Annotated in this window: 29 protein-coding genes, 1 tRNA gene and 1 pseudogene; 15 read left to right on the forward strand and 16 right to left on the reverse strand. The window is 30.4% G+C overall.

Translation table 11 applies throughout. From position 1 onward, the window contains the following. The first annotated feature begins 11 nt into the window (after positions 1-11). Positions 12-1,376, forward strand: a complete 1,365-nt coding sequence (locus tag NZD85_RS11020; RefSeq protein WP_260541831.1) for a RagB/SusD family nutrient uptake outer membrane protein — start codon at positions 12-14, stop codon at positions 1,374-1,376. A 66-nt stretch (positions 1,377-1,442) separates the two neighbouring features. Here the strand turns inward: NZD85_RS11020 and NZD85_RS11025 are convergent, their stop codons facing one another. The 3 genes from NZD85_RS11025 to recF are packed head-to-tail and all read right to left on the reverse strand — an operon-like array spanning position 1,443 to position 3,784. Continuing rightward, positions 1,443-2,402 (reverse strand): YheT family hydrolase, encoded by a 960-nt coding sequence (locus NZD85_RS11025; RefSeq protein WP_260541832.1) that lies wholly within the window; start codon positions 2,400-2,402, stop codon positions 1,443-1,445. A 3-nt stretch (positions 2,403-2,405) separates the two neighbouring features. Continuing rightward, complete coding sequence (locus NZD85_RS11030) at positions 2,406-2,708, reverse strand: DUF721 domain-containing protein (RefSeq protein ID WP_260541833.1); 303 nt, start codon at positions 2,706-2,708, stop codon at positions 2,406-2,408. Further along, positions 2,705-3,784, reverse strand: coding sequence for a DNA replication/repair protein RecF (gene recF, locus NZD85_RS11035; RefSeq protein WP_171623266.1), 1,080 nt, complete (start codon positions 3,782-3,784; stop codon positions 2,705-2,707). The genes NZD85_RS11030 and recF overlap by 4 nt, the downstream gene beginning before the upstream one ends. 229 nt (positions 3,785-4,013) lie before the next feature. On the opposite strand from recF, the gene hisS reads away from it, so the two are divergent. The 4 genes from hisS (at position 4,014) to NZD85_RS11055 (ending at position 7,293) form a co-directional block, all read left to right on the forward strand. Beyond that, positions 4,014-5,384 carry a histidine--tRNA ligase gene (hisS, locus tag NZD85_RS11040; RefSeq protein WP_260541834.1) on the forward strand — a complete coding sequence of 457 codons (1,371 nt, stop codon included), beginning with the start codon at positions 4,014-4,016 and terminating at the stop codon, positions 5,382-5,384. A 140-nt stretch (positions 5,385-5,524) separates the two neighbouring features. Continuing rightward, the gene (locus tag NZD85_RS11045) at positions 5,525-6,445 is read left to right on the forward strand and encodes a PfkB family carbohydrate kinase (protein ID WP_171623264.1); all 921 of its coding nucleotides are present in this window, start codon (positions 5,525-5,527) and stop codon (positions 6,443-6,445) included. 80 nt (positions 6,446-6,525) lie between these two features. Next, positions 6,526-6,756 (forward strand): hypothetical protein, encoded by a 231-nt coding sequence (locus tag NZD85_RS11050; RefSeq protein ID WP_188319299.1) that lies wholly within the window; start codon positions 6,526-6,528, stop codon positions 6,754-6,756. A gap of 93 nt (positions 6,757-6,849) precedes the next feature. Then, the gene (locus NZD85_RS11055; RefSeq protein WP_260541836.1) at positions 6,850-7,293 is read left to right on the forward strand and encodes a hypothetical protein; all 444 of its coding nucleotides are present in this window, start codon (positions 6,850-6,852) and stop codon (positions 7,291-7,293) included. Between the two features lie 41 nt (positions 7,294-7,334). On the opposite strand, the gene NZD85_RS11060 is transcribed toward NZD85_RS11055, so the two are convergent. Further along, positions 7,335-7,408, reverse strand: a tRNA-Arg gene (locus tag NZD85_RS11060). 246 nt (positions 7,409-7,654) lie between these two features. On the opposite strand from NZD85_RS11060, the gene NZD85_RS11065 reads away from it, so the two are divergent. From NZD85_RS11065 to NZD85_RS11080, 4 genes and pseudogenes are all read left to right on the forward strand, one after another. Next, a complete protein-coding gene (locus NZD85_RS11065) occupies positions 7,655-8,131 on the forward strand; it encodes an SDR family NAD(P)-dependent oxidoreductase (RefSeq protein ID WP_260541837.1) in 477 nt (158 codons plus the stop codon). Between the two features lie 41 nt (positions 8,132-8,172). Continuing rightward, a complete protein-coding gene (locus NZD85_RS11070) occupies positions 8,173-8,373 on the forward strand; it encodes a Rossmann-fold NAD(P)-binding domain-containing protein (protein ID WP_260541838.1) in 201 nt (66 codons plus the stop codon). A gap of 150 nt (positions 8,374-8,523) precedes the next feature. Then, positions 8,524-9,060, forward strand: a complete 537-nt coding sequence (locus NZD85_RS11075) for a helix-turn-helix domain-containing protein (RefSeq protein ID WP_260541839.1) — start codon at positions 8,524-8,526, stop codon at positions 9,058-9,060. Further along, a pseudogene (locus tag NZD85_RS11080) lies at positions 9,051-9,890 on the forward strand (IS3 family transposase); the annotation flags it as partial. The gene NZD85_RS11075 and the pseudogene NZD85_RS11080, both read left to right, overlap by 10 nt. Before the next feature lie 52 nt (positions 9,891-9,942). Here the strand turns inward: NZD85_RS11080 and NZD85_RS11085 are convergent. Next, complete coding sequence (locus NZD85_RS11085) at positions 9,943-10,638, reverse strand: YjjG family noncanonical pyrimidine nucleotidase (RefSeq protein ID WP_260541840.1); 696 nt, start codon at positions 10,636-10,638, stop codon at positions 9,943-9,945. Positions 10,639-10,689: 51 nt separating this feature from the next. On the opposite strand from NZD85_RS11085, the gene NZD85_RS11090 reads away from it, so the two are divergent. Genes NZD85_RS11090 through NZD85_RS11105 form a run of 4 tightly spaced genes read left to right on the forward strand, consistent with a single transcriptional unit; the run spans position 10,690 to position 15,136 of the window. Then, complete coding sequence (locus NZD85_RS11090; protein WP_171623814.1) at positions 10,690-11,940, forward strand: lipopolysaccharide biosynthesis protein; 1,251 nt, start codon at positions 10,690-10,692, stop codon at positions 11,938-11,940. Between the two features lie 10 nt (positions 11,941-11,950). Then, positions 11,951-13,078, forward strand: coding sequence for a glycosyltransferase (locus NZD85_RS11095; RefSeq protein ID WP_260541841.1), 1,128 nt, complete (start codon positions 11,951-11,953; stop codon positions 13,076-13,078). Continuing rightward, on the forward strand, positions 13,075-14,322 hold the full coding sequence (locus NZD85_RS11100; RefSeq protein WP_260541842.1) for an oligosaccharide flippase family protein: 1,248 nt from the start codon (positions 13,075-13,077) through the stop codon (positions 14,320-14,322). Before NZD85_RS11095 ends, NZD85_RS11100 begins: the two co-directional genes overlap by 4 nt. A gap of 1 nt (position 14,323) precedes the next feature. Next, a complete protein-coding gene (locus NZD85_RS11105) occupies positions 14,324-15,136 on the forward strand; it encodes a class I SAM-dependent methyltransferase (RefSeq protein WP_260541844.1) in 813 nt (270 codons plus the stop codon). Here NZD85_RS11105 and NZD85_RS11110 read toward each other — a convergent pair. The 11 genes from NZD85_RS11110 to NZD85_RS11160 form a co-directional block, all read right to left on the reverse strand. After that, positions 15,120-16,346 carry a zinc metalloprotease gene (locus tag NZD85_RS11110; protein ID WP_260541845.1) on the reverse strand — a complete coding sequence of 409 codons (1,227 nt, stop codon included), beginning with the start codon at positions 16,344-16,346 and terminating at the stop codon, positions 15,120-15,122. The two genes, NZD85_RS11105 and NZD85_RS11110, sit on opposite strands and share 17 nt — an antisense overlap. 56 nt (positions 16,347-16,402) lie before the next feature. Further along, the gene (locus NZD85_RS11115) at positions 16,403-17,269 is read right to left on the reverse strand and encodes a polysaccharide deacetylase family protein (protein ID WP_260541846.1); all 867 of its coding nucleotides are present in this window, start codon (positions 17,267-17,269) and stop codon (positions 16,403-16,405) included. A gap of 3 nt (positions 17,270-17,272) precedes the next feature. Further along, positions 17,273-18,304 (reverse strand): hypothetical protein, encoded by a 1,032-nt coding sequence (locus NZD85_RS11120; protein ID WP_260541847.1) that lies wholly within the window; start codon positions 18,302-18,304, stop codon positions 17,273-17,275. Between the two features lies 1 nt (position 18,305). Further along, positions 18,306-19,145, reverse strand: coding sequence for a hypothetical protein (locus NZD85_RS11125; protein ID WP_260541848.1), 840 nt, complete (start codon positions 19,143-19,145; stop codon positions 18,306-18,308). Continuing rightward, entirely contained in the window at positions 19,142-20,371 is a 1,230-nt protein-coding gene (locus tag NZD85_RS11130) for a polysaccharide deacetylase family protein (protein ID WP_260541849.1), read from the reverse strand. The genes NZD85_RS11125 and NZD85_RS11130 overlap by 4 nt, the downstream gene beginning before the upstream one ends. A 28-nt stretch (positions 20,372-20,399) precedes the next feature. Continuing rightward, a complete protein-coding gene (radC, locus tag NZD85_RS11135) occupies positions 20,400-21,101 on the reverse strand; it encodes a RadC family protein (protein ID WP_260541850.1) in 702 nt (233 codons plus the stop codon). Beyond that, positions 21,079-21,540, reverse strand: coding sequence for a hypothetical protein (locus tag NZD85_RS11140; protein WP_171623806.1), 462 nt, complete (start codon positions 21,538-21,540; stop codon positions 21,079-21,081). The genes radC and NZD85_RS11140 overlap by 23 nt, the downstream gene beginning before the upstream one ends. 77 nt (positions 21,541-21,617) lie before the next feature. After that, complete coding sequence (locus NZD85_RS11145; RefSeq protein WP_188319292.1) at positions 21,618-23,300, reverse strand: glutamine--tRNA ligase/YqeY domain fusion protein; 1,683 nt, start codon at positions 23,298-23,300, stop codon at positions 21,618-21,620. Between the two features lie 62 nt (positions 23,301-23,362). After that, positions 23,363-23,947, reverse strand: coding sequence for a hypothetical protein (locus NZD85_RS11150; RefSeq protein WP_260541851.1), 585 nt, complete (start codon positions 23,945-23,947; stop codon positions 23,363-23,365). A 34-nt stretch (positions 23,948-23,981) separates the two neighbouring features. Next, positions 23,982-24,506: a ribosome maturation factor RimM gene (rimM, locus tag NZD85_RS11155; protein WP_260541853.1), complete on the reverse strand. Its 525-nt coding sequence runs from the start codon at positions 24,504-24,506 to the stop codon at positions 23,982-23,984. 24 nt (positions 24,507-24,530) lie between these two features. Further along, positions 24,531-25,058, reverse strand: coding sequence for a 30S ribosomal protein S16 (locus NZD85_RS11160; protein ID WP_171623802.1), 528 nt, complete (start codon positions 25,056-25,058; stop codon positions 24,531-24,533). A 170-nt stretch (positions 25,059-25,228) separates the two neighbouring features. Here NZD85_RS11160 and NZD85_RS11165 point away from each other — a divergent pair, with 170 nt between their 5' ends. Both NZD85_RS11165 and NZD85_RS11170 read left to right on the forward strand, forming a co-directional pair. Next, complete coding sequence (locus NZD85_RS11165; protein WP_171623801.1) at positions 25,229-25,828, forward strand: HD domain-containing protein; 600 nt, start codon at positions 25,229-25,231, stop codon at positions 25,826-25,828. A gap of 7 nt (positions 25,829-25,835) precedes the next feature. After that, positions 25,836-26,681: a hypothetical protein gene (locus NZD85_RS11170; protein ID WP_260541854.1), complete on the forward strand. Its 846-nt coding sequence runs from the start codon at positions 25,836-25,838 to the stop codon at positions 26,679-26,681. Positions 26,682-26,743 lie beyond the last annotated feature (62 nt).

Here is a 26,743-nt window from a genome sequence, read left to right on the forward strand (position 1 = left end):
AAAAAATTAAAATGAAAAAAAGATTATTAAGTATAGCATTCATAACGGCATCGATATTATCATTCAATGTATCGTGTAGTGATGATTTCGTTGAAAGAGAATTTTACCAAGATGTTGAACAGGCTCCTTTAAAAAGTTTACAAGAAGTTCAAGCTTTCGTAAGAGGTGCATATGTATCGATGAGAGCAAACACATATTATGGAGCAGATTTCTTAGCGTACGGAGAAGTAAGATCAGACAATATGTATAGTAATTTAGCTGGAGGATACTACCAAAATGTACAAAACTATACAATGTTATCAACAGATGGTTACGCAACAAGTACATGGAATCAAATCTATGCAATGGTGGCGAAAACAAACATTGTTATTAATACTGATATTGCAACATTAGATGGTACAGATTTAGATCGATCAAAAGCTTCTTTCTCTCAAGGACAAGCTTATGGTTTAAGAGCAATTGCATTCTTCGACTTATTGAGACTTTATGGTCAAAAATATACAGGTGGAGACTTAGGAATTGTTATTCCAACTAAATTTGATCCAAAAGCTAAAATGGCTCGTGCAACAATTGCTGAAACTGAAGCACAAATCGATGCAGATTTTACAAAAGCTTTAGAATTAATGACAAATAATACAGGATCAGGATTAACAAAAACTGATTTAGGTGTTCCTGCTTTGAAAGCTTTAATGTCAAGATTCTACTTATACAAAGGTGATTACGCTAAAGTTAGAACTTTAACAAATGAATTGGCTGCAGAGGGTTATACAACTCCAATTGCTTCAGGTTTATTAAAAGAATCTTTTAACTATACGTTAAATGGAGCAGCTTCAAATTCAATTTTCGAATTAGCAGTTGGACAAGTATCGTCTTTAGGAACTACATCTTATGGATATAGATTAAACCCAAGCGGGTACGCTAATATTCAACTTAAAGCAGGCGTGGCTGATGAGTTGTATCAAGCATCTGACATTAGAAAATCATTAATTAATGAAAAAGGATTCATTACTGGTAAATACACAAATATTTCAGGAAATGATAACATCAAAATGATCAGAAATGAAGAGGTTTTATTAAACGGTGTTGAAGCTGAATTAAACGGTGGTGATGTTGCTAAAGCTGTAACATATTTCAATACGTTAATTACTCAACGAGGTTTAGAACCTGTTACAACAGTAACAATGGACGATCTTAAAGATGAACGTGCACGTGAGTTAATGGGAGAAGGACAAAGACAATGGGATTTATTACGTTGGGGAGATAAATCTTATGTTCCAACAACGGTAGATCCAGCACTTATTGCTTTCCCTATTCCAAGAGCGGAAATCAATATTGATGGAACGTTAATTAAACAAAATCCAGGGTACGAGTTATAATAACTCCATACCTATAAATAACAAAAACCTCGAAGTTTACTTCGAGGTTTTTTTATGCGTATTATTTTACAAACTCTTTATAAATTCCCAAGCCCTTATCTCAGACCAAGAGTGAGAATTATCCTTTAAAGGAAATCCACAATGTCCACCATATTTAGGCATTTCGAAAGTGCAGTAGGAATGATTTTTTAATCGCTCAATAGGATAACACTCATCCCCCAAAAAAGGATCATTTGCAGCATTTACAATCAAACAAGGTGTTGTGATACGGTTCAAAACAGTTGCTGGAGAAGCCTTAGTATAATACTCTTCTTTGTTTTGATAACCATGCATTGGCGCTGTAAAATAATCGTCCACTTCATCAAAAGTTTTGATTTTATCAATCATTTCTTCATTCACTTTTCCAGGAAATTGTTTGGCTTTTTCTGCAAATTTTTGTGCAAGTGTTCTCTTGAAGTTTTTGAAATAAACAGTATTTGGAAATTTCTTTAATTCATCTGCACAAGACTTCAGCGAAATTGGAGCAGAAAAAATAACCCCACATTTTATACGTTCATCGATGGTGTAATTACCCAAATAATTTAACACCAAAGCTCCTCCCATCGAATAGCCAATCAAATAAATATTTTTATAATTTTCGTTTATTGCTTTTTCAATCACACAATGAACATCGTCAATCGAACCATGATGATACAAACGCAATGTTTTATTCATCTCACCACCACACGAACGATGATTCCAAGCCAAAATATTGAAGCCTTTTTTATAAAAGAAGTCTGAACACGAATTTAGATAGGTTCGTTTCGAATCGCCTTCTAAACCATGAAAAAGTATGATTAATTGATCTTTATTTTCTTGAAAACGCCAATCCAAATTCAAAAAATCACCATCTTCTGTGGCGATTTTTTCTCGTGTATAGGTTGGAACGGGATATTTTTTAAATTTAGCAGGATAGATCGTAGAATAATGCGAATTTCGATTCAGAAAACTGGGTTTCGGATAGTTTGAGTGTTCTATGTAAGGCATTTTCTAATAAATTTTTACATCAACCAAAAAATCTTTTTTGATTTCCTCATTAATATTTGCAATGATTTTAGATTTTCCCATCATCAATTCATGACGCATTGCAGGGGAATTAATTTTAACATATAAAGTACGTTGTCTTACTTCAACACGATCGGTATATTTTTCAAAAAATTTGCCCATAACAGTTCGCCAAGCTTCTTCAGCCTTCACTTCCCAAATCAATTCTTCTTTTCCATTTTGTTTAATGAAATGCTCTAAAGCTTGACCAAGCGTTTGTTGATTACTTCGTTTTTCATACTTTTTCATAGTCGGAAAACTTTACTTTCAGCGTTAATTTGTTTGATGATTTGTTCAGTTCTTTCGGGATGTGTATCGGTAATAAAAATTTGACCAAAACGTTCTTCGTTCACTAATTTAATCAATTGTGTTACACGATGTTCGTCTAATTTATCAAAAATATCATCCAATAATAACAAAGGTGTAATGTTGAGCGAATTTTTTATCACTTCTAATTGAGCTAATTTCAACGCAATTAAATAGGATTTTTGTTGACCTTGCGACCCAAATTTTTTGATGGGATAATTGGTGATCGTAAACAACAAATCATCTTTATGAATTCCAGCTGTAGAATATTGAGCCGAACGATCTTTGTATAAAGCATCTTTTAAAACCTTTTCAAAAGGTGCATCGTTTAATTGCGAAACATATTCGATATTTACTTTTTCTCGTCCTTCCGAAATTTCGTTGTAATATTTTAGGAAAGCGTCTAAAAAAGTTTTTATAAATTCTTTTCGAGTTTCGTGTATTTTTTTACCCAAATGAATCAACTCTTCATCATAAATTTCTAACGATGAAGCGTCAAACGTATTATTGGCAACAAAATATTTTAGTAAAGCATTTCGTTGGACTAATACTTTATTGTATCGCATTAAATCAGCTAAATATTGCTTGTTCGATTGCGAGATAATATTATCCAAAAACTTTCGACGAACTTCACTTCCTTCCTTTATCAAATCGCTATCATAAGGCGAAATCATGACCAAAGGATATTGACCGATATGATCCGATATACGATCATATGACTTCGAATTTCGTTTTAGTTGTTTGGGTTGACCAGAACGAACCAAACAGAAAATAACATCATCTGCTTCATTCTTATCAAAAGTGCCTTCTAATGTAAAAAAATCACAATCAAATTGTATGTTCATCGCATCCGAATGGTTGAGATACGATTTGCTTAAAGCCAAATAATGAATCGCGTCCAACACATTGGTTTTTCCCTTTCCATTTTGTCCCACAAATGCATTAATTTTTGAGGAAAATTCGAAATTATTTTCATCAAAATTCTTGAATTGTCTTGCTTTAAGTTCTTTTAAATACATAAGGCAAAATTACGATTTAATTTACGAATTAGAATTACGATGGATGAAGTTTGAAGTTTACCTCTTTTTTATTAAAATCATCAATTCGAGAAAAGATTTTGTTCAAAAATGATGCAATAAAATGTGATGCACAGATAAATATTTTCTAAATCAATGATTTATTCCTAAAATGTCGGGTTAAAAATCAAAATGATGTATTTTTGTATCTTTATAAGTAAGATTTAGAAAAATGGCCATTCAAAAACCATCGATTCCAAAAGGAACAAGAGATTTCTCTCCTTTAGAAGTGAATCGTCGTCAATATATTATCAACACGATTAAAAAACAATTCGTGTTATTCGGATTTTCTCCGATCGAAACTCCATCATTCGAAAATTTATCAACCTTAACAGGGAAATATGGAGAAGAGGGGGATCGATTAATTTTTAAGATTTTAAATTCTGGTGATTATTTAGCGAAAGTTGATGAACAATTATTAACAGATAGAAATAGTCAAAAAATCACATCTCAAATCTCAGAAAAAGCGTTGCGTTACGACTTAACAGTGCCTTTTGCACGTTACGTCGTACAACACCAAAATGAGATTACATTTCCGTTCAAACGTTACCAAATTCAACCTGTTTGGCGTGCAGATCGTCCTCAGAAAGGGCGTTTCAGAGAGTTTTTTCAATGTGATGCGGATGTTGTAGGTTCAGATTCTCTGTTACAAGAGGTTGATTTTGTTCAGTTATACGATACTGTTTTTACAGAACTGAAAGCGCCAGTTGAAATTCATATCAATAACCGTAAAATTTTATCTGGTTTAGCAGAAGTAGCAGATATTTCGGCTCAATTGATTGATTTTACAGTTGCTTTGGATAAATTAGATAAAATTGGGGAAGAAGCGGTAAAAGAAGAAATGCGAGGAAAAGGAATTTCGGAAGCTGCAATCGAGATTTTGTCACCTTTATTCTCTATGAAAGGAGATTATAAAACGCAATTTGCGCAGTTAAAAGATATTTTAAAATCGTCTGAAACTGGATTAAAAGGTATCGAAGAATTAGAATTTGTTTTTGAGCAAACAGCAAATTTAGGATTACAATCTGCCGAATTATTCTTGAACTTAACTTTAGCTCGAGGATTAGATTACTATACTGGAGCCATTTTCGAAGTAAAAGCAAAAATCGGAGAATTCTCATCATCTATTGGTGGTGGAGGTCGCTACGATGATTTGACAGGCATTTTTGGTCTGAAAGATATTTCTGGTGTTGGAATTTCGTTTGGTTTAGATCGTATTTATTTAGTTTTAGAAGAAAATAATCTATTTCCAGCTTTGGAAGATTCAACGAATATTCAGGCATTGTTCATTAATTTTGGAAAAACAGAAGCTGCAGTTGCGATGAAATTGGTGAAACAATTACGTCAACAAGGTATTAATACGGAGGTTTATCCTGATGATGCGAAAATGAAAAAGCAAATGGGATATGCTGATAAAAAAGGAATTAAAAAAGTAATTCTTTTAGGTGAGAAAGAAATTGCAGAACAAAAAGCAACAGTAAAAGACATGATTTCTGGTGAACAAACAGAGGTTGCGTTTACAGATTTAGCTAATGCTTTATAAATATTTGTGATAATTTAATCGTAATTTTTTAATGGACAAGCAGTTAAGAAGGGATTAAATTAAAAATAATAAATAGGCATTATGCCTTAATTCAAATCAATTCAATACATTTGCAAATTATTTAATTTAGAATATACAAAATGAGTTTATTAACAGTTGGTACAGTTGCCTTTGATAAATTAGAGTCTCCTTTTGGGAAAACAGATAAAATCTTAGGTGGTGCCGCTACATATATCGGAATGGCGTCTTCTCTATTAGGCGTAGATACAGCTATTGTTTCAGTTGTTGGAGGAGATTTTCCTCAAAAATACATTGATTTATTACGTTCGAAAGGAATCAATTTAGATGGAATGGAAATCGTAAAAGATGGAAAAACATTCTTCTGGGAAGGAAAATACCACAACGATTTGAATACACGTGATACATTAGCTACAGAATTGAATGTATTAGAAACGTTTAATCCAGTTGTTCCTCAAACTTACAAATCTCCAGATGTTTTGATGTTAGGTAACTTACATCCATTGGTACAAAAAGGAGTTTTAACGCAGTTAGATCAACGTCCAGGTTTGGTTGTTTTAGATACAATGAACTTTTGGATGGATTGTGCTTGGGATGAATTAATGGATGTCATCAAAGATGTTGATGTGATTTCTATTAATGATGAAGAAGCGCGTCAAATGTCAGGAGAATACAGCTTAGTAAAAGCAGCTAAAAAAATTATGACATTTGGTCCTAAAACGGTTATCATCAAAAAAGGTGAGCACGGTGCTTTATTGTTCCAAGATGAACAAGTTTTCTTTGCTCCAGCTTTACCATTAGAAGATGTTTTTGATCCAACAGGAGCAGGAGATACATTCGCAGGAGGATTCTCAGGATATTTAGCAAAAACAAATGATTTTTCTTTCGATAATATGAAACGTGCAATCGTTTATGGATCTGCTTTAGCATCTGTAACTTGTGAAAAATTCGGAACTGAATCTTTAGAAGCTTTAGATAGAGAGGGTTTAATCGATAGATTAAGAAAATTCCACGAATTAATGGATTTCTCAATTAACTTATAAGAATCAATTTCTTTAAAATATTTAAAAGCCTTGCATTTGCAAGGCTTTTTTTTGATTATATTAGGATATAAATTATTTGTATGCAAGTGATTTTCGAAATTTTAGGATATATTCTTTTTGAATTTATTGGAGGTTTTATAGGATTAACAATAAGATTTATTATCATTAAAATCTTTAAACCTAAACTAAAATTTGATGAATTCTCAAATTCAGAATCTGGTACGAATGATTTTTATAATTTAATAATCGGAATTCCAGTTCTGATTGGTTTAATAATTGGAATAACTTATTTAATATTTTTATTACGATGATTTCGTCAGTTCTAGTGATTCTGATATGAATCGTATCGAGAACTTAGACGATATTTAAACAATTAATTTATTTAACTTTTTGATTTAAATCAAATGAAAAACAAAATTATACATTTACTAATCTTAGCTTTTTCTTCTTTGCTTTCTGGAATCATGATTTCGAAAATGTCATTCATCGGAAAAGTCGGAATCACGATTATTTACAACGAATACACTATTCTAAAATCGTGGTGGAAAACAGCACTTTTATTATTTGCGATTCAAGCGATAATTTTTGTGGTGTTATCTGTTTGGAAAATGAAAACAACCAAACGTTTGAAACAATTGTTATTGCCCTTAATCTTTCTTTCGATAGGAATAATAGGATTAATTTATACATATTATGATTTCACAGAAACATCGCATCGATTACTAAAGAAAACATTTCATTTTGGATTTTATATTTTTTGGTTAACCTGGTTCGGGAATTGTATCTTTTTTATGTCAAAACAAAAGAAAAAATTAGAGGAAATTCCACAAGAAACAGAAGTGTATTAAAACAAAAAAGCTCATCAAATTTTGATGAGCTTTTGCTTTTGTGACCGAGACAGGATTCAAACCTGTAACCTCTTGAGCCGTAATCAAGTGCGCTATTCAGTTGCGCCACTCGGCCATTCCTGATAAGAAACGATTGTTCTTATTTTGGACTGCAAATATAAAGACTATTTTTAATTTTGCAAAGAATTTGTAATAAATTTTTAAAATATATTTCCTTCAAAATTATCTTCTTAAATACATCGAATAGATCAAAAGAAAAAAATTACGCTTATCTACTATTTTATTATAAAAAGAGAATGCTTATTTTTATGGTAAAAGCAAACGTGAATAGTGAATTATAAATGATTAAATTATTGATATAATGAAATTTAATTTTAAAGATAAAATAGTTTTGATTACTGGTTCTGCTTCTGGGATTGGAAAGATAATGAGCAGAAAAGTGTTAGAAAAAGGTGCGCAAGAATTGGTGATGCTCGATTATAATTTAGCTGGAATTAACCAAGTAAAAGAAGAGTTTTCTCATTTTAATATTCCAATTTCTGCTTATCAGGTAGATTTGTCAAATCAAGAAGAGCTTTTATCAACAATCGAAAAAATTAAAAATGATAATAAATCTATTGATGTGTTAATTAACAATGCGGGTATTGTTGTTGGTAAAAATTACATTGATCATACCTTAGAAGAAATTAACCGAACGATGAATGTTAATGCGGTTATGGTGTTGACGCATGCTTTTTTGCCCGAAATGGTGAAACGAAATACAGGTGTGATTTGTAATATTGCGTCAATGGGAGGAAAAAACTTCAACTTCAAAAATAGCTGCTTATGTAGCGAATAAATATGCAATAGTTGGTTTTTACGAAAACGGTGAGTCTCGAAATGAAACAACAAAAACGTAAGGTAATTATAAATTGTGCCATGCCATTTTATATCAATACAGGAATGTTTGATGAGCTAAAATCTCGCATTGTTCCAATACTTGATCCTGAAAAAGCTTCAAATAAAATTATTTCGAATATCGAGAAAGGAAAATTAAGAACACCTATGCCTCTTCCATATTGGTTTTTTCGGTTATCGTAAGCTTTGTTACTAAATAAAGTTATGATTTTGTGATGGGGGATGTTTTTGATATTTATTATTCGATGTAAGATTATAAAGCTAGAAAATAAAAAAAGGTTCAGAAAATTTACACTGCCCCCAAAAAGTTAGACACTTTTGGGGGCATTTTTTATGACAAGAAAAGTAAAATATGGTGTAGCATTTAAGTTACGTTGTGTGAAAGAAGTTTTAGAAAAACATCGAACAATATGTTCAATTAGTAAAAAAGAAAATATACATGCTTCTTTATTAAAGAAATGGGTTTCTGATTATCATAATCAAGGAATTTCAGGTATAGAACCTAAAAAAAACCAAACGTATAGCGTTGAATTTAAGTTGAAAGTTATTAAGTCTATAACCAAACAGTTTCTTAGTTTTCGTGAAGCACGCTTGAAATTTAATATTCCAAGTGAATCGGTTATTATAAAATGGCAAAAAGATTTTGCTACCTTTGGAATAGACGGATTAAACCCCAAACCAAAAGGCCGTCCCAAGACTATGAGCACATCTAAGGGTAGACCTAAAAAATCGAAACAACCGTTAACAAGAGAAGAAGAACTATTGTTAGAGATTGAACGTTTACGTTGTGAAGTTGCACTCTTAAAAAAGTTCAATGCCTTAATTCAAGCCGAGGAAGAAAAACAAAAGAAACTTGGACGCAAGCCATAAATGAATTAAGGCCAGAATTTCATCTAAATTTACTTTTAGATTGTACACATATGGCTAGAAGCAGCTTTTACTATCATATTTCACGTAGTAAAACAGATAAATACGAGGAATTAAAACTTAAGATAAAATCCATTTATCATCAGCATAAAGGGCGATATGGCTATCGACGAATTACCGATGAATTAAGAAAATCAGGAACTATCATCAATCATAAAACTGTTCTTAAACTGATGAATAGCTTAGGATTAAAGAGTTTGATTCGAAGAAAAAAATACAAATCTTACAAAGGAGAACAAGGAAAGATTGCACCAAACATCTTGCAAAGAGCATTTAAGGCTGATAAACCCAACCAAAAATGGGTAACAGATGTTACCGAGTTTAAAGTAAAAGATAAAAAACTATATTTATCACCAATAATGGATCTGTACAATCAAGAAATTATCAGCTATGAGTTAAGCGAACGACCTGTTTTTAATCAAGTAACTCAAATGCTTAAAAAGGCATTTAAAATAACGAAAGACACCAAAGATTTGATATTACATTCCGATCAAGGATGGCAATATCAAATGAAACAATATCAGGCTTTATTAAATGAAAAAGGAATCATACAAAGTATGAGTAGAAAAGGAAATTGCTTAGATAATGCTATTATCGAGAATTTCTTCGGAATACTGAAATCGGAACTATTTTATTTACAAAAATTTAATTCTATTGAAGAGCTAAAAAAAGAAATAAAACAATACATTTACTATTACAATAACGATAGAATAAAATCGAACTTAAATAAAATGAGCCCGATACAATATCGAACTCATTTTTATAATTATTAATTTTTAATCTGTCCAAACTTTTGGGTGCAGTCTAATTCTGAACCTTTTTTTATTATAAATAATTTCTAACTTCATCCAAATGTTTAATCGTTGGAACGTCATCCATTGAGAAGTTTTCGTCTAGTCGATCAAAGAAAATTGCTGACATTCCGTATGCTTTTGCACCAACCGCATCCGCAATCCAATCATCACCAATATAAATTGACTCATCTTTTTTAGCGCCAGATTTTTCCATTGCTAAAGAGAAAATACGAGGATCTGGTTTCAAAATTTTGATTTCATCAGCATAGGTAACTGTGTCAAAATAACCGTTTAAATCTGATGTTTCAATTTTACGTTTTGAGACTTCGATAAAACCATTTGTAATGATATGTAGGTTGTAATTTGGTTTCAAATAATCTAACAATTCCATTGCACCATCTACTACTTCATTATAATTGGTAATCGTTTCCATGTATTCTTCTTCGAAAATTTTCGCCAAAGCATCATTGTCGATACCTAATTTATCAAAAGCGTCTTTAAAACGTCTTGCTCTTAATTCTTCTTTTGTGATTTTTTTGTCACGAATTAAAGCCCAAAGACTTTCGTTACTATCGTGGTAAAAAGGGTGAAATTCTTCAAATGAAAAACCATATCGGTTTTCAACATCGTATTTTATATAAAGTTCTTTTAAAGCGAATTTTGCATTTTTTCTGAAATCCCAAAGTGTATTATCAAGGTCGAAAAAAACGTGTTTTATTGTGTTCATAAATGCAAAGCTAAGGATTTTATGTAGATTTGCTGATGAAGATTACATCAATTGAAAACAAGGTTAGAAAAATTTAAAACGAAGAATGCAAAAGGCGTTTTGTCCTTGCTTGCTGGGAACACGATTGCGCAAGCGATAATGCTTGTTGGAGGAATAATTTTGGCAAGAATTTATGGACCAGAAGCATCAGGTACTTACAATGCTTTTTTAGGTTTTGTAGCTATTCTTTCTATTTTGACAACATTTCGTTTGGAGAATATTTTTGTAATTTCGAAATCGTCTAAAGCAATTCGAAATTTGTTCACGACCTTATTATTAGTGAGTAGCGTTGTAACGATTTTATTCTTTTTAGGCTACGCTGTTTTAGAAAAAATTTTCACGTTCAAAACCTCCTTATTTATTGTTTTTCTAAGTTGCGTTGCAGGATTGTTTACAGCTTGGAACAATGTTCAAAATACGTTGTTTACTAAGTATAAATTATTCAAAAGCATTTCAACAGGAGTCGTGATTAATGCAGTTTTTTCAGTTGTTTTTCAGGCCATTTTTTATTGGATGGGCTATAAAGAAACAGGTTTGATTTATGGAACTATTTTCGGGACAGTTTTATCTTGTGTGTTTTATTTTTCGATTACCAAAGGGCGATTTTCTTCGATTGATTTTAATTTAGCAAAAAAAACAATTTCAAAAAATAAAGAGATTATAAAGTATACATTACCATCAGAATCTCTGAATGTGATTGCGAATAATCTAATGACGATTTTGTTGTTGTTTTATTTTACGAAAGAAGATGCAGGTTTTTATGGAAATGCATCTAAAGTTTTGGTTGTTCCATTGGTTTTGTTATCCAATTCGATTTCGAAGGTTTTCTTTCAAAAATCAGCTTCAATGATTGATCATAGAGCGCATCAGTTGTATGATTTGTCAAAAAAAGTGATTGTGTATAATGTTGCTGCAATTGCTGTTTTTCTTTTGTTGATGAATTTTATTGGAATTTTTATTCTCGAATGGATGCTTGGTCCAGAATGGCGAGGTTTGCATATTATGACGTGGATTCTTTCGTTTTGGATTTTATGTCGTTCGGCGATGAATCCTATTCAACAAATTGTAGTGGTTATCAAGAAAAATCATTACGCCTTATACTTTAATATTTACCTTGTTTTGGTCACAATTACAACTTGTGTGATTGGCGGTTTAAATAAAAATATACTTTTAACGTTATCCCTATATTCTTTCTTTGCTGGAGTAGGCTATTTAGTTCAGTTATACTTTGTAATGAAAGAACTTAAGAGATATAAAAAGTAAGGTGAATAATTTGCGAAAAGATATATTAGCTTTGGCTTCTTGGTACCCAAGTCGTGTACTTTTAGATAATGGAGATTTTATACAACGCCATTTAAGAGCAATATCTACTTTAAATAATGTAATACTTGTACATGCAATTAAGGACCAAAATTTGAAATCTGATTTTGAGATTACAGATAATATCAATGAAAATGTAAGAGAGATAATTATTTATTTTAAACCATCTTTTTTCGGTCCGTTTAATTTGATTAAACAAATTAGAGCATTTCTAAAGGGTATTGCTTTGGTTAATCATTTTGATGTAATTCATTTGAATGTTATTTATCCAGCGGGTTTATTATTAACCTACTTAAAAATAGAATATAAAAAACCTGTTATTTTAACAGAACATTGGACGAATTTGCATCCGAATAAATTTATTCAACTTCCGTTTTATAAGCGCTTGGCGATTAAGAAAATTCTTAATTTTGTTGATATAGTTTTACCTGTTTCCACTCATTTAGGAGAATCTATAAAAAAGATTAATCATAAAGTTTCTTATCAAGTAATTCCAAATGTTGTTGATTTAGAAAGATTTGATTACAAATTAGATTTAAATTCTAACGAAATTCGTTTTTTGCATTTATCACATTTAGGTGATCAACACAAAAATATCTCAGGCATGTTGAATGTGGCAAAAAGATTAGCAGAAAACAATTATTCGTTTAAATTTTATATAGGAGGAAATGGTGATTTAACTCCAATTATACATTTTATAAAAGAACATAAGTTAGAAAATTATATCACAACTTTTGGACGATTAGAACATCATGAAGTTAATCAGAAGATGAATGATGCAGATTGTTTTGTGTTATTTAGTCGATTCGAAAACCAACCTTGTGTACAAGCAGAAGCTTTTGCGACAGGATTACCATTAATTGCGACGAAAGTTGGTGGTATTGAAGAGTTTTTTCCGAATAATTTTGGAATTTTAATCGAATCTGAAAATGAAGATCAATTGTTTGAAGCGATGATTGAGGTTATAAAAGGGAAGAAATTTGCAGAAGCTGAAAAGATGAATGACTATGCAAGAAAGCTATTTGCTAAAGAAGAAATTGCCCAACATTATAATGAAATTTATACAGAAGTTTTGAAATGAAAGATTTAATCAAATTTATACAATCATTTTTGCAAAATAATGGCTTTTACGTTTTTTTATCTTTTTTGATAGAAAAATTAGTCATGTTGATTAATATAATTTTTATTGTGAAAATGATTCCGCAAGATGAATTTGGTCGAATAACACTTATTGCTTCAATTGTAGCTTTTATGTCTCCATGGAGTGGTTTTGGCTCGTTACAGGTTCTAATGAAATTTGGTGCAGGAGAAAATGATGAGCAAATAAAACAAGATTTGAGTCGTAAGTTACTGAGGAATGGAATGGTTTATCAATTTTTATTAGCTCTAATTTTTATAGCAGTTGCAAATATTTATACGCTTAAATTTGAGCAATTAGAATGGATTATTTTATTGTTTGCAATACGTCTTTTTGGAATGTTTTTTCAATCTCATTTAACAATCGATTATCGAATAAATGGAAAAAATAAGAAGTTTGCATTTCTCAATATTTTTATCAATTGTATTGGATTGTTACTAACATTTATTTTAACGATTTATTTTGGCGCGATTGGATATATGGTTTCGTTAGCGATTGCTCCATTTTTGAGTTTGTTTTTTTATTCAAAAAATATAATTCAAAAAGCTGTAAATCAGATTACTTCAATGAATTGGAAAGCAATGTGGCGATATGGTAGAATGGAATCGTTAGCTTATTTTGCGTCTGAATTATTATTTTCGATTGATATTGCGATGATTGCATTATTCATGCTTGATAAAGATATTGCTTTATATAAGGTTGCGATTATTCTTCCGATGAATTTATTATTTCTTCCGACCATTTTATTTCAAACGGATTTTCCTCGAATTATTCAGAATTGTCACGATAAAAACTTTTTGAAGTTTTATATTAAAAATTATTACAAAATCTTTATCCCTCTTGGAGTTATCATAGTTTTCGGAAGCTATTTTTTAAAGGATTGGTTGATCAAATTATTCTTTAATCAAACCTATTTATTAGGTGATAAAGTGTTTTTTATTGTAACAATTGCTGTTGTATTAGGAATGCTTTTCAGAATATTATACATTAATTTGAATAGCACAATTGGTAGATCTGATTGGAATGTTAGAGTATCCTTACTTTCAATTATAAGTTTAGTTATTTTTGACGCATTTCTAATTCCCTCTTATGGAATTGAAGGAGCTGCTTTTGGCATGTTATTCACCTTTGTTATTTCAGGTTTGTATGCATGTTATTTATTTAGAAAGTATTTAAAAAGTATTTAAAATGTCATTTTCAAAAAAAATATTAAAAACAATAGATGGAATTTTACAGATATGTAAAAATCCATGGTTATTAAATGTTATTATCAATCAAAATGAAAACTGGGAAAAGAAAACGCCAGATTTTTATAAAAAAGGATTTAAGCAAGTTTCGTTGGATCAATTGTTTCCTAATTTTGATGGAAGATTAGAGACTGTTGCGTTTTTGGATGGAGGTTCACTAATCACAGATTTATTATTGTTGAAAAATGCATGTAAAGAATTTGAGCAATGTAAATATTTTGAAATAGGAACTTGGAGAGGAGAAAGTATAGCTAATTTAACTGATGTTGCAGCTGATTTGAATACGTTAGATTTGGATATTAACGATTATAAAACGTATAATTTTACAAAAGAATATGCAAATGCACATGGTTTTTTTATTCGAAATAATTCAATAATTAAACAACACTTAGGAGATTCTACAAAATTTAATTTTGCAGGTTTAAATAAAAAGTTTGACGTGATTTTTATTGATGGTAATCATCATTTTGATTTTGTAGTTTCTGATACTAAAAATGTTTTTGAACATTTAATTCATGAGAATTCAATAGTGATTTGGCACGACTATGGTTTCTCGCCAGAGGATATTCGATTTGAAATAGTAAATGCAATATTGAAAGGTGTTCCAAAGCAGTTTCATGATAATTTATATCATGTAGAGAATACTATGTGTGCAATTTACACACCCAAAAACTTTGATGGAAATGTCTTAAAACTTTATGATAATCCAAAGCGAATATTTTCGGTGGATTTAAAAATTAATGTTGAACAATAGAATTACTTTTTTTATGAATGTAATTTTTAAAATCATTTCCATTTGGATAAATAATCTTTCCTTTATTTTCGAAAATAATTTTTGAATTGTTTCCAAAGATAATTGTTGCTTGTGGAGAAATAACTATAGGTTCTGTAATCGTTAAAGAGATATTATCTTCTATTTTTAAATTAGAATAAAAGCGTTGTGTTTTATCCCATTTTGTGTTTTCATCAATTAAAAAAGTATTTCCTAAAAAAGAGTCTTCTGTAGCAAATTGAATCAAATTGGTCTCTCGAAGATTTTTATGAACTTTTAAAATTTCAGTTGGTTGAAGGTAATTTCTTGGATTTAGACCAACTTGAGACATAATTGTATATTTACAAGCATTTGCATTATGGTATTGGTTGTGATGTCCTAAACCAAGACTATGTCCAATTTCGTGAGCTAAACCGCGGGCATCGTTTACATCCCAAGACATGGTCTCTTGAACGGTTTTATTAAATCGAATAGGATCTTGGTATCTGTGCGATAAATATTTTAGGTAGCGATTGGGTATATGAATACTTGTGCTTTGCGATAAATTATTACTTGGAGATTCTGCTGCAGCTACACCATTTAAGTTATAATCTTTACTTTTAACTTTATATAATCGATCATAATTATCTCCGTCCATTGTCAAATAAACATTTATTCCTCTAGGAATTGTTTTGTCTTTTGCAATTTTATCATCCAAATAAGTTAAATACCAACCTCTGTATGGCGTTATTCCGCTGTATTTTTTTTTCTGTAAATCAGCACCACTATTTTTATAATTCCATGCATAATCATCTTTAATTTCGATATAATTATATTTGAAACGAATTTTTGCATCTGGATAAAAATCTTTTCCTGTATGACATCCTGTCAAATCATTAGGTTGAGAAAATTGGCTCCATACATTATTCGTGAAATTCATAAAGTTCTCTAATGCGGTTTTTTCTTTGGGATTTTTCAAATCGTAATTTCCCGTTCCATCATCACGTTTTAGAATAATTACATTTATTTGTAAAGTAATTGGTTGCAAATCATTTGTTATAACAAAAGAGTTAATTGTTGATTGCTCTTGATTATTTAGAGTTATTTTGGATGATGTTTGATTATTATTCTGATTAGGATAAATTAATCCTCCTTGTTGCGAAGAACATGAAAACACAGAAAATATTACACTATAAAAAATAAATTTATGCATAGGTAGATAATTTAGATAGTTAATTTACAAATTTTCAGGTATTATTTGTGATTAACTTAATGCAAAACAATGTGTTTATTCAATATTTTTTGAAGATAAAATTTATACTTCTTTTTTTTGATAAATATAGCAGGATTAGATAAACAATTGTCCATTGGTAAACGCTGAATATTTGTAGAAATTATATCATCTTTCATTCCAGCTGTTCCAAAAGTTAAATCAGAACTTATACTTTCAAAAAATAATTTTGAAACACCATCGTCTGTAAAAGGAAATGAAAAAATACGATAATCTAAGTTAAAATTATTTTGAATATAATCTAAGCTATCATTTGTTTGAACTAATTGTTCTTGAAAAGAAATATCCTTGTAATATGGATGATTCATGGAATGTGCGCCTATTGAGAAACCTAGATTAATTAAGCGATTAATATCATTTTGATTAAGATAAATATCCAATTCGTCAAGATTAATTTCATATTCTTCAACAAGTTGATTGATAATATTAGTGTCATGAATAGAAAAATTTAAAAATTTATTTATTAAATTTTTATCCGAAATTTTCTCTAGTAAAAGTCCTACTTTATAGCGATAAAAAATCTCTTTATTATTGATAAAACTTGGATTGATAAAAAAAGTAGCATCCAAATTTCGCTCTTTCAAAATAGGTGAAATGATAGAAATAGATTCTTTTAAACCGTCATCAAATGTTAAATGAAAATAATTATTTTGCGGAATTTCGTTATTTTTTTTGTAAAAATCAATCAATTCTATAAGAGAAATATTAGTATAATTTTTCTGAAAAAAATCTAACTCACGTTGAAATTGGTCAACAGATTTTAGAGGATATAAATTATTGATGTAAGACAATTTTTTATTCGAAATAGTATGGTAAAAAGGATATATATTTTTCTTAAAAATCATGATTTATGTAAAAATTAATTCACCAATTCCGTGTTGAATGTTTTTTGTTAAATGATATTTTTTATCTTCAGAAATATAGAGAAAATTTTTATATGATTTTATAAACAAAGGTTTTTGTAATTTTCGGATATAATCTTGAATTACTTTATCTCTTATAACAATTATACTAAGCTTTTCGCCATTAAATTCTTCTAAAATTGCTTCAGCAATCATTAACGCTTCTTTGTTTGATTGATAATAAACATAATGAAGATAAAAAATATTTTGACGAATATTTCTGTAGTAAAAAGCTGTCACTTGCTCATTTTTATTCGTCATTTCAAAAGCATCAGATTTGAAACTTGAATCAATAAAGCTAAAATCAAAAATTTGGTTGCTATTTTTTGCTTCGCTTTTTTGATGTAACCAAGGATAGTTTTTTATCCATTTTATTTTTTCAATAGTTAAGGGGAATAAATCATTAGAAATTTGTTCATCTAAAAAAATAGAGGTGTCAATATTAAGCTTAGAAATTTTAAATTGATTTTTATATTCTTTATTGCTTTTGATTCGGATAAATTTATTTAAAATAGAACTAATAATTTTAGGAAATTTTTTGTTCAGAATTGAAAAATCATAATGTAATTCTTTTGAATGATGATCTTCAATAAAATATAAATCTTTAAAAGATTGATATAATATTTTAGAAGAAATACTTCTTGTATAGATAATTATTTTATCACTATAATCCTTTCTAACTTCTAGAAATAATTGTTTAGAATAACCTTTTTTTCGAAATGATGGATTAGTCCAACTACCACTTGACCAAACGAATATTTCGTCTTTGCTATTTTTATCATGTAATAAAGTGCGATAACTGATGATCTGTTCATTTTCGATTAGTAGATATAACACATAATCATTTTCATTAGAATAAGGGTTGTGAACGTAAGAAGTTAATCTATTTAAGGTTAAAGGAACATGAGTTAGATTTTTATAAAAATCGGAATGAAAAAAACAATCTAAATCTTTTTTCTTAATTTTTTTGAATTTCACTTTACAAATTTTTATAGTTGGTATAAAATTTTTCTGTAGCTCCAAATCCTTTGAAAAAATGATTTATACTACTAATCTCCGATCCTTCAAAATCTAAATAATGAAATTCATCATTTTTCTTTATTTGATGATATATTAACCCTGTAGGAGCAGATAATTTTTTAGCGAAGTGATTAGCGGAAGAATTTAGATAAATAATTCTTTTTTTGCTCTTCACAAAAATGCTAAAAGCAATTAATTCATTATTTTGATAACAAGAATCGATCTTTATTTTATTATTTTTTAATAGAACTTTAGCTAATGTTGTTAATTTATTTACATCTACTCTATGATTAGTATTTGCTTTTTTGAAGTTAACAATTTCTTCTAAATTATGATTACTTTTTAATTCAACCTTTTTATTAATAAACGATTTAATATTTTTTTTCGTTTTATTATCTAATTGAATTTCTTGTTGCAAATCCAAAATTTGATTAACTCGTTTTATTCCCTTCGGCTCAAACATTTCTGTATTTTCTTCATTAAAAGAATAAGCTCTCACTAAATTTCGATGTAATTTATTTTCAAAAAGTTGAAAGGTTTCTTTCGATAAATTTTCTTGATGAAAAACACCTAATTGTTGACAATAAATAGGCTGTGTAATAAATTTAAACCCAATTTTTTTCACAAAAGGCAAAGGCATTATTGCTTCATAATCATTCAAAACATAACAATCCCAATTGTTTTCAACCAAAGCATCTAAATAAAAAACTTCCGCATAAATACGATAGTTCACCGATTTATTTAAACATTCGGTGTATTTATTAACATCTAATTTTTTTCGTGAAACTCGCTTTATCATTTGAAAATACTTTCATAAACTTTTCGCCAATCAGCCCAATTTTCAGTTAGATTAGATTGATGAAACAATGTTATAAACGTACCGTTGACGTTTTTAATTGTTTGCTTCAATGTTTTTAATTCATCAATAGCTTGTTGTGGTGTTAATAGTAAATAGTTTTTCAACGTAACATCCATAGCAACAAAAGGATAGATTGTTAACATTGTTTGTTGATTTGTTGATAAGTCAAACCATTTGAAAGGAGTAGAAGTCCCAGCTCTAAACCCAATCTGATGCGGGAATCCCATCGTATAATCTTCTGAAATTTCATTTATTAACAATTGTTGATAAGTGTAAGGAAAGCTCAATTTGATGAAATGTTGGCGAGATGATTTAACGGAATTATTTGTAATCGATTTTAAACGAGAAATTTCTGCTGTTAATAACTTAGCATCTACATTGGATTGATAAGACGGGTGAATCCCAATTTTGGCCCAATTCGAAATAGTGCGGATTAATTCCTGTTGTGGTTTATTTTTCCAATGATGATTTTTATCAAAAGAAGAATAATCGCCCAATAACCAAAAAAAGATGGTTTCGATTTCATGTTTCTTAGCTAACCCTTTTAAATAATTATAGGTGTCATACGGATCTTTTTCTTGATGTGTTAAAACATTGATTTGCTTCTTGGCTTCATTGATATTTCCCTTAATAATCTTTTTGAAAAGCGAACCATATTTTATCGTTGAATTATGGTGCAAATACTTCCATGCATAATCAACATCATGTGTAATGATTTGTTTAAAAACTCTTTTTTTAAAAGAAATTTCAGGATATTTAGTTTGTATTTTTTGTTGAATATCAAGACAAATTTCATCAACAATTGGTCGAGAATAATCTAAATCTGAACCTAAAAATCGATTATGTTGATCAAATTGTTCAGTTTTCGCATTATATTCTTCGTAACGTGAAAGCCAGTAAAATGATTTTCCAATTTCATTCAATTTAGAATAATCAACATTTTCTTTAATATTAGTTTCGAGAAAAATATCATTTACGTTGAAATTGATTTCGACTTCTAAAGTTTGATTCGAAAAATTAATTTTGGGTAAAAAAGAATTGGAAAATTCTTCAAAATTGGTTGTTATGTTGTAGTCAATTCCAGAAAATTCACGAAAAATGAAATCAAATATGTAATTGATTCGATTAGTGATTTTTTCAGTATATATGATGACTTTTGAATTCAAAATAGTGATGCAATAATCCTTAAAGATATCAAATTAGGCCTTCATCCGCAAACGAATAAAAATCTTTTTGAGAAACTATAATATGATCCAGTACTTGTATATCCAATAACGTAGCGCCTTCTTTTATTTTTCGAGTGATTGATTGATCCGCTTGGCTTGGAACGAGATTTCCTGAAGGATGATTATGAGAAAGTATGATTGCGGTTGCCATTAATTCTAAAGCACGTTTAAAAATTACGCGTACATCAACGGCAGTTTGTGTAATTCCACCACGAGAAATCTGTTCTGTTTTGATGATTCGATTTCCTTGATTAAGAAACATAACCCAAAATTCTTCGTTTGGTAAATCGCCAATTTGTTGTTGAAGAATGGTAGCGGCATCTTTGCTTGATGTTATTTTATCTCGTTCCAAAACTTCTTGCGAATTTCGTCTGCGTCCAATTTCCATTGCTGTGATAATTGAAATAGCTTTTGCTTCGCCTATACCTTTAAATTTGCATAAATCTTCAATCGAATATTTAGCTAATTCATTCCAGTTTTTATTAGCGGAGTTTAAGATGCGTTTTGCTAACTCTACAGCTGATTCATCACGGTTTCCGCTCCCCATGATAATCGCTAATAATTCTGCATCAGACAAAGATGAACGTCCTTTTAAAGCTAATTTCTCTCGTGGTCGGTCATCTTCGTTCCAATTTTTGATGGAGTTTTTATTCTCTAAGTAATCCGTCATCGTTTTCGCCAATTTTTATATAGGTATAATAAAAACCGTCATTAAATTCTTCGTTAATCCCAAGTGTATTTTGATCTACCTGAAAACTTTTACCCATCGAAGGGTTTCCATTTGTGTAAATCATGGGAACAAGTTCTGTCGTATGAATACTTTTGCCTTTCGCTATAGTGTATGTTGTACGATTGGTTTCTTTACCATTAATTATTGTAATCATTTCGGTTGGTGTGAATTCTAAAACTGTAACCATATTAGTTGGTGGAAGTTGTTCGCGACCTATTATTCCTCCCGAAAGCTTTACAAGTTTCCACCTTCCAATTAAATCTGAGTGCTGTATATGTTCTATTTCTTGTGTGTTATTTGTGGTTGCATTTTTAGATGATTGACAACTGTATAAGGCAATAAATGCAGTAAATATGATGAAATAGAGTTTATTATTCATGTTTTAAATTTTATTAAATATAATAAAAAAAGCTCGAACATAATTGTCCGAGCTTGATATTTAATGAAATAGATTTATTATTTGTTTACTTTTGCCCAAGTATCTTTTAGGGTTACAGTTCTGTTGAAAACTAATTTATTTTCAGAAGAATCACGATCCAAAGCAAAATATCCAATGCGTTGAAATTGGAATTTATCTTCTACTTTAGCGTTTTTCAGCGCTGGTTCAGCGAATCCATTTTTAACCGTTAATGAGTTTGGGTTAACAAATTGTAAGAAGTCAACATCTTTCTCTGCATCCGGAGATTCTACTGTAAATAAGCGATCGTATTCGCGAACTTCGATTGGAATATTTTCTGTTGCAGAAACCCAATGTAATGTTCCTTTTACTTTACGTTTAGACGCTTCAGTTCCACTACCAGATTTTGTTTCAGGATCATAAGTAGCGAAAATTGTTGTAATGTTTCCTTCAGCATCTTTTTCAACTCGTTCTGCTTTAATAAAGTAGGCACCTTTCAAACGAACTTCGTTTCCTAATGATAAACGGAAGAATTTTTTAGGCGCTTCTTCCATAAAATCTTCACGTTCAATATAAATTTCACGAGTAAAAGGTACGATGCGAGATCCCGCAGTTTCATCTTCTGGATTATTCTCAATTTCTAATTCCTCAACTTGTCCTTCTGGATAGTTTTCGATAATTACTTTAACTGGATCAATTACAGCAAAAACACGTGGTGCGATTTTATTTAAATGATCACGAACAGAGAATTCCAATAACGAAATATCCAATACATTATCACGTTTTGCAACACCAGCAGTATTCCAGAAGTTCTTGATAGATTCTGGTGTGTACCCACGACGACGTAAACCTGAAATAGTTGGCATACGTGGATCATCCCAACCTGTTACAACTCCTTCTTGTACCAATTTCATTAATTTACGCTTACTTGTAATCATGTACGAAACATTACCACGAGCAAATTCGCGTTGTTTTGGTTTTTGAGGTTGATTCGGTAACTCAACATTATTCGCATACCATTCATATAAATCACGGTGATTTTTGAATTCTAACGAACATAATGAATGTGAGATTCCTTCGATATAATCAGATTCTCCATGTGTCCAGTCGTACATCGGGTACATTTTCCATGTGTCTCCAGTACGGTGATGAGGACGTTTTAAAATACGATACATCACAGGGTCACGCATGTTCATATTTGGAGAAGTCATGTCAATTTTTGCACGTAAAACATGTGTTCCTTCTTCAAATTCGCCTGCTTTCATTCGTTCGAAAATCGCTAAATTTTCTTCAACAGAACGGTTTCTATAAGGAGATTCGATTCCAGGTTCAAACGGTGTTTTACGTTGTTCATTAATTACTTCTGAAGATTGATCGTCGATGTACGCTTTTCCTTCTTTGATTAATTGAACAGCCCAATCGTAAAGCTGCTGGAAATAATCAGAAGCATAACGTTCTTCAGCCCACTCGAAACCTAACCATTTCACATCTTCGCGGATAGAATCTACGAATTCTTGTTCTTCTTTGTCAGGATTAGTGTCGTCAAAACGTAAGTTTACAGGCGCATTGTAACGTTGTCCTAAACCGAAGTTTAAGCAGATTGCTTTTGCGTGCCCGATGTGCAAATAACCATTTGGTTCTGGTGGGAAACGAAAACGTAAATTTTCTTTTGGCATCCCATTAGCTAAATCATCTTCAATGATTTGCTCGATAAAATTCAATGATTTTTTTTCTTCTTCCATTTTTAATTACGATTGAGTTTGCAAAGGTACGAAATTGACAATAAAAATAGAGGGATTGTTTTTTAATTAAGTCTTTTTGCTTTAAAATTTTCAGCAAGAATAAAAGCTTGTCCAAAACTGTAATTGTCAGGAGCGATTAAATCATTTCCAAAAAATAAAAGTTTTAGATTTGATTTAATAGGTTTGCTTATTTCTTCCATTTCATATGTTAAATTCTCTGATTCACAAAATAATCTAAATTTATGAAAGAGAGATTTCGGAAAAGTGATGTATCGTTTGTTTAAGTTATTTAGATTCATCCATAACCCAGTTTCTTTTTTGAGAAAACTATGAATTTTACCTAACAGAATTGGATTTTTATCAGGAATTTTATCTAATTTGATTGTAATTTGAGCTTCTGTATGATATTTTACAAGAAAATGATTAGTATATTCTTTAATTCGAAAAAATGGGGTTAATGAACAATGATTAAAGTTTTTATAATCAATGACATTTTCTGCTTTTATTTCCCACAAGTGATCATAATTATCGTATCGGACTTGAATAATTAGTTCTATTTTAGAGTTAAAAGCATCGAATTGTAAAGACATCAAATGAATATGTCCGTGGAATGGAGTGGAATTAGTAAAATGAATAAGTTCTTCCATTTATTGAAAATATTAATAAATGAAAGATAAGGATTTACCCCAAATAAATTTCTAATAAACCATCAGGAATATTAATAAGCATTGCTTTTTCTTCACGATTTACTTCAAGAATCCATTCGTCAATCATCGGAATTAGGATTTCTTTTCCGTTTGCATCCACTTCGAAATAAGCTTGAGCAGCAGAATCGTTGACAGATTTTATCGTTCCAACTTCTGTATTTGTTTGGTCGTAAATCGTAAAACCAACAATTTCGTGGTAATAAAAGTCTGTTCCAGAAAGTTCTGGTAACGACTTAAGAGGTAAATAAAGTTCACGATTGATTAACTTGTCGACTTCTTCGTCTTCAACATCTTCAAACTTTACTAATAATTTTGTGCCTTGATAAGGCTGAGAGGTTTCAAAAAAAAATGGAACCAGTGTACCATCTTTCTCGATGAACACTGCTTCCAAAGTATCGTATAATTCTGGTTCGTCCGTGTCCAAATGAATGATTAAATTACCCTTGAAACCGTGTCTCTTTGTAATTTTACCTAAATAGTAGCAATCATTTTTTGTCATCTGGAACTTCTCTGAACTTAAAAATTATTCTTCTGTAGCAACTTCTTCAGTTGTACCTTCTGCTTCTTCAGCAGGAGTTTCTTCTGCTTGTGCAGCAGCTTCAGCTTCCTGAGCAGCTTTTACACGCGCATCATTAACAGCTTTTTCAGCTTCTAATGCAGCAGCTTTAGCAGCAGCAGCACCTGAAGTTAAACCGTCTTTTTTAGCTTGAACTTTTGCATCTTTAGCTTCTAACCAAGCTTCAAAACGTTTTTCAGCTTCTTCTTGAGAAAATGCTCCTTTAGCAACACCACCTAATAAGTGTTTTTTCATGTAAGCACCTTTGTAAGATAATAAAGCTTTAGCAGTATTAGATGGCTCAGCACCTGTTTGTAACCATTCTACAGCTGAATCAATGTTTAATTCAATTGTTGCAGGGTTAGTAATTGGGTTGTAAGTACCTAATTTTTCGATGAAACGACCATCACGTTTTGCTCTTGAGTCAGCAACTACGATGTGAAAGAATGGTTTTCCTTTACGACCATGTCTTTGTAATCTAATTCTTGTAGCCATAGTATAACTAATTATTTGGGGAACTCGTCCCGTTTTACAAATTTGAGGTGCAAATATACAATTTTTTTATAAATAATTCTTTTAAAAGTGATGATTAAATTAATTCTGAAGATTCAAGTTTGTTGAATAACGATTCTGATGTACTTTTAAACTCGAAAATATTTTTTAGCATGAATAAAAAAGACATACTTGCTCAAACACAAGCTTATATCAAGAAAACCTTTTTAGATGAAGGAACTGGACACGATTATTTTCATATCGAACGTGTAGTAACGAACGCTAAAAAGATTTTAGAAACTGAAGATGCAGACCCTTTTTTAGTCGAATTAGCTGCTTGGACACATGATATTGGTGATTATAAATTGCATGATGGAGTAGATAAATCTGAAAAGTTAATTAGAGCGTTTTTAGCATCTATTCAGGTTGAGGAAGAAACGATTGTACGTATTTTAGAAATTGTTTCGCAAGTTTCGTTTAGTAAAGGAAATAAACCAACTACAATAGAAGCAGAAATAGTACAAGATGCCGATCGTTTGGATGCAATTGGAGCTGTCGGAATTGCGCGTTGTTTTGCTTATGGTGGGAGCGTAGGCAGCATTTTGTATAATCCGTATGATAACTCGAAAGATGCATCAAGTGTACAACATTTTTATGATAAATTATTTAGATTAAAAGATTTGATGAACACTAAAACAGCAAAACAAATTGCAGAAAAACGTCATCTATACATGGAAAATTTTATTCAAGAATTTTATCAAGAAGTTAAATAAATCAATAATGAAACAAATAATTACAACGTTTTTAATGGTGTCAAGTTCTATCGTAGGATTTGCACAAGAAACATTTCAATTCAAACTGAAATTTCACCCAGAATCATCCTATCAAATGGACATGGATATGCAGATGAACATGCAGATGCAAATGGCAGGTGACGAAAAACTTTCGAATGAATTGAGTCAAGTGGAAACTAAAATGGACATGAGTTTTCAAACTTTAACCGTTACAAAAGAAATGGATAAAGAAGGTGATTTACCTTTCGAAATTTTTTACAAAAAGTTAGATTCTAAAATGAATGTCAATGGACAAGAAATTCCAATGGATCAAGATGCTATAACAAAAGAATTGTTGAAAATCAAGATTAATGGTGTTGAGAACGAGAAAGGAAGACAATATTCATCGGATGAAATGACAGGGGATTTATCGAACATGAAAGATTTGTACGATAATATGATGAATTCGATGTCTATGTTTATGATTTTTCCAAAAGAAACTTTTAAGATTGGGGATATGCACGAAGTGATAATTCCTTTCAAAATGCCTTTGCAGCAAGGTGTTGATATCGAGATGAATATTAAAGGAGTGTATAAATTACTAAAAATTGCAGATGGAAAAGCTTATTTTGGTGTAGAAATGACTTCGGTTGGTAACATAAAAATGCCAAGTCAGTTAAATATTAACTTTGACGAGTACAAATTAAACGGAAGTTTAACGATGAATGTTTTCGATCAAAACATTAACGAATCAACTTTTTCTGGACCAATGAGTATGACAATGGAGGTCAATAACATGAAAATCAAAATGATTTCTCAAAATAATTACCGAACTAAAACATCAAAATTGTAACTTTCTATCTTTTATTAGAATACCGAATGAAATTAACGTCTCTTTTTACTTATTTGTTTCTC

Source organism: Empedobacter stercoris (genome assembly GCF_025244765.1).
Lineage (GTDB): Bacteria > Bacteroidota > Bacteroidia > Flavobacteriales > Weeksellaceae > Empedobacter > Empedobacter stercoris.